The sequence below is a fragment of the uncultured Duncaniella sp. genome, assembly GCF_910578445.1.
Lineage (GTDB): Bacteria > Bacteroidota > Bacteroidia > Bacteroidales > Muribaculaceae > Duncaniella.
Window position 1 is genome coordinate 1 of the sequence record NZ_CAJTQC010000050.1, and the last position, 5,369, is coordinate 5,369.

Sequence of the window (5,369 nt, forward strand, 5' to 3'; positions counted from 1 at the left end):
CGGTGTAGCGGAAAACAACATCTATGCCGCATTCTTTCAGCTTGGCTGTGAAATCGTCCTTGTCGGTGGCATGGGCAAGCACATCGGCAATCCTGTTCCTTGTCGGTGTGACATCAATCTTCTCTTTGGCGCGCTCGAAGCGTCCCTCCACGGCGGTACGGCTTGCAAATTTGCCGAGGCGCGAAGCCTTGAACGGATTGGCGATAACCTTGCCTTCGTCGTCAGTGGCGAAATATACCAGACCGTGATACTCGCGCCCGTTAACCTTGCCGTCAGCCTCATCACACCGTATGTTGTATAAGGAAAGTACAGCGTTGTACTCGCCCATAGTCTGGAACTTGTAACGCATACCAACCATTTTGACGGTGTTTGCAACCTGACGCTTCAAATCGCCGTTTGGATCAACTTTTTTAATCGGCATATCGGGAGTGATTTTCTCGCGCTCGGCAACTTTCAACCCGTATTTCTGCTCCAGCTCACGGCAGACCTTCTTATTCTTGTAGAAGTTGTTTCGGTCTGATATACAGCGTCCGTCAGTTCCCACGCGGAGAGCCACTATATGGACGTGGTGACGGTCTATGTCTTCGTGCTTCACTATGAGATATGGCATATCGGCAAACCCCATCATCTGCATATAATCGTGGGCAAGACGTGTGAAATCAGAGTCGCTGAGAATGTCGTCAGGGTGCGGGTTCAAGGATATGTGCATCATCGGCCGCTCCGTGCGCGAGGAAGTGGGTATCCAGCGCATGAAATCCTCGTAAGCACGGTGTATGTCAACCGTCCCGCTGCCGTCATTATAAATTTTGTTGGTGTCAAGCACCCGCCCCCGCTCCTTGTTGATTTTCTCGCCGTTATATATAAGCGCGCCATACAGGGAGTTGCCTATCGAGATTTTAGCGACCATTGCTCATCGAACTTGCGGGCGAGGGCTACAATCTCGCTGTTGACCTTTATAAGCTCGATTGTCAGCTTCTCCAGTTTATAGAGAGCAGACATCGCTTTCTTCTCGGTGAAATTCTCGCGCAGTGTCTTCAGCACGTTGTCGTATGATACGCCGAGTGTGCGGAAAAGGGAGTTGAACGATGACAGCTTGTCGATGAACACACGGGTGTTCTCGTCAATGGTATATACCTTAAAAGGCTTCTGAAAGATGAAATTCTTGATGAACGCTCCCTTGCTTTCAAGCCCGGAACGCTCAAACATGGCGAGGAAACGTGCGTTTTCCTCTGCGTTGAACCGCACTACATAGCGGTTGACCGAAGGATCGGTCTTGGGGCGTCGTCCGCCCCGGCTGGGAATCTGGGTCATAATAATGTGGATTTATGTGGTGTAACCGCATTGCGGTAGCAAAAGCCGGCGCAGCCCATCGTATGGATTTACGACTTCGGAGTAAATCTTCCCAATGTTTACATTGCAAGTGTTTCGTGGCACAATCTTCGATTCGTGTGCCGGGAAACATAACTTGCAATGTTCATGTGAACATCCGTCCTAATATGAAATATGGTAATATCAGTATCGGGTATGCCCGGTGATGACCCGACGGCGTGATTACCGTGATTTCAATGACGCGGCGGTGTTATGTTGCCGTAATGCTTCCATAAATTTACGAAAATAATCGCGTAAATCCTAACACCGTCAGAAAAATATCCAATAAAAAACAGCATATCGTACCTCCCGACCGGTTGCTCTGACTTTGGCTAAAAAATTTTTGAATTTGAAATGTTAAAAATTTGGGCAAAAAATTCGGACATAGCCGGACATACTTGGACAAAGCCGGACAAACCGCTAAATCTTAGAGAATTGGACTGTTTTCTGATTTGACAAATTGGAAATTTATTTGTTTCTTTGTGTAGAGATTGACAGTTAAACCTGCCTTCAAGGAGTTCAACTTACATACTTTATTACAGAACTATCCATTGAATTGCAAGTATGATTTTCAATCTGTCTTGAGAACATTAATTTTATTGACAGAAATATTTGCTCTTAGACAAATCTGTATCCTTCCTTACAGTTCAACTTATAGATATGGAATTGGAACTGTTTAATGAACGATAAAGATATAGTCTTAAAAAGTGATTTATCTTCAATATTATATACTGTTTGATTGACAAATCTATTTATCTATAATTCATAGCTTGATGGCTTCAAGGCTTGACAGCCGTGGGCGATAGACACCACTAAACTCCACATTCAAACCAGAACCAGAGATGACTGACGAATCCAACCCTTTCCAGCTAACTTAGCCGATGCCCTCCCGACAGCGGAGGAAGGTCGCCTCGTGCGACGGAGATAGCTGTAACCCATTCCGCATAGCCCGTGCCGGCACTGCTTCACACCGATGGAAGCCCGGTCTGTCCGTGTCAGGAGATACGCTGACGGCCACCGCTATGCAATCACCACTACATCCATCCAAATTAAATTATTATGACAGACCCCAGATTTGTCGCTTTCTCCACCCAGAAAGGTGGAGCAGGCAAAACTACTCTGACCGTACTCGCGGCGAGTTACCTCTACTATGTGAGAGGCCTGAAGGTGCTTGTCGTTGACTGCGACTATCCGCAGTACAGCATCGAGGAGATGCGCCAGCGCGACAAAGACCTCATCGAGTGCAGCCCTCAGTTCAAGAAACTTTTTTATGACAATCTCAGACAAACAAAGCTGGCTCCGTATCCGCTGCTGACAGCGAAGCCCGAAGAAGCGATGCAGAAAGTCCGTGAGATCATCGAGGAAGGCTATGAAATCGACATAGTTTTCTTTGACCTGCCCGGCACAGTCAATAACCATGGTGTCGTAAACGTGCTTGACTGTATGGATACGGTCATAGTACCGGTCGCCGCCGACAAGGTGATACTCGAAAGCTCGCTCGCCTTCGCAATGAAGATACAGGAGTGGCAGACGACAGGGCGCACATCGGCAAAGCAGATGTATATGCTCTGGAACCTTGTTGACGCCCGCGAGAAGACTGACCTCTACGACCAGTATGAGGCGGTGTTCGAGGAATACGGACTTCTTACAATGAAGACCAAGATTCCCGATACCAAGAAATACCGTCGCGAAGGCTCAAAGACGCTCAACCGCGCTGTATTCCGCTCGACTGTCCTGCCTCCAGACAAGGCATTGCTCAAGGGTACGCGCCTGCCTGAACTTACAGATGAACTACTCGGCTTACTCAAACTCTGACCGCTATGGCAAAGAAATATGAGTCAGAAATCGATCCCGATGAATTCATCAGGTCATTCCGGGAGGAGCCCTCCTCACTGTCATCGCTGAAGAAAAAGCCTAAAGAGACTCCAAAGCAGGATACTATTCCATCCGATTCAACGGACACAAAAGCAGAATCAGTCATATCGAATCATGCAACTCCGGTCTCAACTGATTCCGGCAAGGAGCGTGAGGAGATTTTCAGGGAACGGTTCATTAGCAGAACCACATATCTGCGTCCGCAGGTCAAATTCCTGATGGTGGAGATTGATCCAATCCTAATCGGCAAAATAAAGAGGCTTATCGCATTCGAGAATGGTTCCTGTTCCCTAAAATCTTATATCAACAACGTGCTTGCCGCTCACTTCGAAGAGTACGCCGATGTCATCAACCCCAAACTGTAACACACTATGACCAAATCAGCATCAGTCCCAACTGCTTCTGGCAAGAACTTCAGGATAGCCCCGAAGGTTGTTCGGGAGAGTATCGGATTCTCAACGCAAATAGCTTCAACCGAGGCGTCAGCCAAAGAAGCCTGTGCATTGCCCGATAAAAAAATGGAGCCTTCTTTTCCGAACCGTATCAACGACTATATGGAACGATTCATATGTAATAATACATATGCTGCTCCACAGGTCAAATATATCGCAACGGAAATCAATCCGGAGATTGAGTGGAAGATCCGTCAGATTCTGTTCTGTCGCAAGAAGGGCCGCGTGTGTTCCCTGAAGGCTTTTATAAACAACGTACTGGCTGCTCATTTAGAGGAGTATGCCGATGTTATCAACCAACTCAAACTTTAATCAACTATGCCACAACCCCCACTTGTAACCATCAACGTAAACCCGGTGTCCGGCCTTGATGCCAGAGCCGCAGAGGAGCGCAGGAGATATGCCGCCAAATTCCTGAAGCCGGTCATTCTCCGCTCCAACACCAAAGTGTATATCTATCCGGAGGTACACGCCATTCTCAGCCGCATGGCAGAAAAGTTCCGTGACAATGGAGCATCCATCGGCTCGTATGTATCCGAGATTCTTCTCGACCACTTCGCCAACAACCGCGAGGTGATGGAGGCTCTATACAATGAAAACTGCAAGTCCTTGTTCTGATGGAGACGCTGTTGATTATTGCGTTGCTCGTAAGCAATGTATGGCTTATAAGGAAAGTCCTTAACAAGCCTGACACTCCGGCTGTAAGTAAGGATAACTCCGCCGAACAGACTGAAACAACGCCGGCGGATGAAACTCCACCCGAAGAAGTAATTGGCAAAAGCTCCTTCGATGCCGACAGATTCATGGATTCGTTTAGGGAAATCGCCAAAGAAGCTGCTGTCGAAGCTGCCAAAGAGGTCGTGCCGCTGATAATAAAGGAAATCGGCATACCTGCCGATGCGGGATTACCTGACACTCCGGTAGAAAGAGTTCCCGCACAAGTACCGCCAGACAAGCTGGACGAGGTATTTTCGACCCACTCAGTGAGTGAACTTACCGGCGAGATGCCGACTCCGGCCGATGCCAATGCAGACGGTATAGACTTCAATGAACTGCAATCGGCTATGAATGTTCTGAAAGACCGGCCCCACACGGCGGAGGACGAACAGACCGCCCGGCGCGTCATTCCTGAGCTTGAAGGTACGGAGATTCTGGAGTATGTCAAACTTGACCCGGTTGTGCGAAAGCGCATACTTATGATTGAATGTCAGCTCCCTGATAACACGGAGGAGAATGACACCCTTCCGAAAAAATCCGACGATGCCACGCAGAAGAAGAAAATCGTGTTCCATGCCGATATCGACACGACAGATATTGACGCTATCGACTTCAATATCCTCCACTGACCACCACTTTATCCACAATCCAAACCCAATTTTATTTATGACTGATTTCTTTAAGTCGCTCTACAACCGTATCGTGGAGTTTATGAACGCTCCCGGTATGCGCCGCCCTATGGCGGCAATGCTCACCCTCATGCTGTGTGCAGCCAACCTCTATGCCGCCGGCAACGGTCTGGCTGGTATCAACGAGGCAACCTCGATGATGACCTCCTATTTCGACCCCGCGACGAAACTGATCTATGCCATCGGTGCTGTCGTCGGCCTTATCGGCGGTGTCAAGGTCTATGGCAAGTTCAGCTCCGGCGACCCCGACACGAGCAAAACCGCCGCG

8 protein-coding genes are annotated in these 5,369 nt (G+C 48.5%); 6 read left to right on the forward strand and 2 right to left on the reverse strand.

Going from position 1 to position 5,369, the window contains the following annotated elements:
- Together mobB and mobA are read right to left on the reverse strand one after the other, a co-directional pair.
- Nucleotides 1–907: conjugal transfer protein MobB (gene mobB / locus QZ311_RS11985; protein WP_297068391.1), on the reverse strand; the 907-nt coding region annotated here is incomplete at its 3' end.
- A complete protein-coding gene (gene mobA / locus QZ311_RS11990) occupies nt 886–1,311 on the reverse strand; it encodes a conjugal transfer protein MobA (RefSeq protein ID WP_297068395.1) in 426 nt (141 codons plus the stop codon). The genes mobA and mobB, both read right to left, overlap by 22 nt.
- Nucleotides 1,312–2,427: 1,116 nt before the next feature.
- Here mobA and QZ311_RS11995 point away from each other — a divergent pair.
- From QZ311_RS11995 to QZ311_RS12020, 6 genes are all read left to right on the forward strand, one after another.
- Nucleotides 2,428–3,183 (forward strand): ParA family protein, encoded by a 756-nt coding sequence (locus QZ311_RS11995; protein ID WP_297068397.1) that lies wholly within the window; start codon nt 2,428–2,430, stop codon nt 3,181–3,183.
- Between the two features lie 5 nt (nt 3,184–3,188).
- Nucleotides 3,189–3,608 carry a DUF3408 domain-containing protein gene (locus QZ311_RS12000; protein WP_297068399.1) on the forward strand — a complete coding sequence of 140 codons (420 nt, stop codon included), beginning with the start codon at nt 3,189–3,191 and terminating at the stop codon, nt 3,606–3,608.
- 6 nt (nt 3,609–3,614) lie between these two features.
- A complete protein-coding gene (locus QZ311_RS12005) occupies nt 3,615–4,007 on the forward strand; it encodes a DUF3408 domain-containing protein (RefSeq protein ID WP_297068402.1) in 393 nt (130 codons plus the stop codon).
- Nucleotides 4,008–4,013: 6 nt separating this feature from the next.
- Nucleotides 4,014–4,313 (forward strand): DUF3408 domain-containing protein, encoded by a 300-nt coding sequence (locus tag QZ311_RS12010; protein ID WP_297068405.1) that lies wholly within the window; start codon nt 4,014–4,016, stop codon nt 4,311–4,313.
- A complete protein-coding gene (locus QZ311_RS12015) occupies nt 4,313–5,041 on the forward strand; it encodes a hypothetical protein (protein WP_297068408.1) in 729 nt (242 codons plus the stop codon). The genes QZ311_RS12010 and QZ311_RS12015 overlap by 1 nt, the downstream gene beginning before the upstream one ends.
- A gap of 97 nt (nt 5,042–5,138) precedes the next feature.
- A partial coding sequence (locus tag QZ311_RS12020; RefSeq protein WP_297068410.1) for a DUF4134 domain-containing protein occupies nt 5,139–5,369 on the forward strand: 231 nt, incomplete at its 3' end.